The sequence below is a fragment of the Leptospira ainazelensis genome (assembly GCF_016918785.1).
GTDB lineage: Bacteria > Spirochaetota > Leptospiria > Leptospirales > Leptospiraceae > Leptospira > Leptospira ainazelensis.
In genome coordinates, this window is record NZ_JAFFPT010000094.1 from 1 (window position 1) to 378 (window position 378).

Below are 378 nucleotides of genomic sequence, written 5' to 3' on the forward strand. Positions count from 1 at the left end.
GAAGAATTTATCCAATCCCATAGTAAAGAATCAATAACTGAGAAATTAAATGAAGTCTATAGCAGTAAATCCAAAGAAACTAAAAATAATATTACTGATTTATCCGTAGATTCTCTTCGCAAGAGTTTAAAAAATGATTCGTGGTGAAATTTGGTGGGTCGATTTAGGAATTCCCTTTGGAAGCGAACCTGGATTTAAACGTCCCGTTCTCATTATTCAAGACGATTCTTTTAATCAAAGTAATATTAAAACAATAGTTTCGATCGCAATTACATCGAATTTAAATCTATCTGAAGCACCTGGTAATGTTCTAATTAGTAAGAAAGATTCGAATTTATCAAAAGACTCAGTCGTAAATGTCTCTCAAATTGTGACTTT

Annotated in this window: 1 protein-coding gene and 1 pseudogene; both read left to right on the forward strand. The window is 31.2% G+C overall.

Annotated elements, in window-relative coordinates; genetic code table 11:
- Positions 1-147 (forward strand): annotated as a pseudogene (locus JWG44_RS22170) (ChpI protein); the annotation flags it as partial.
- Positions 134-378, forward strand: a 245-nt coding sequence (locus JWG44_RS22175; protein ID WP_205277207.1) for a type II toxin-antitoxin system PemK/MazF family toxin, incomplete at its 3' end; no start/stop codon positions are given. The pseudogene JWG44_RS22170 and the gene JWG44_RS22175, both read left to right, overlap by 14 nt.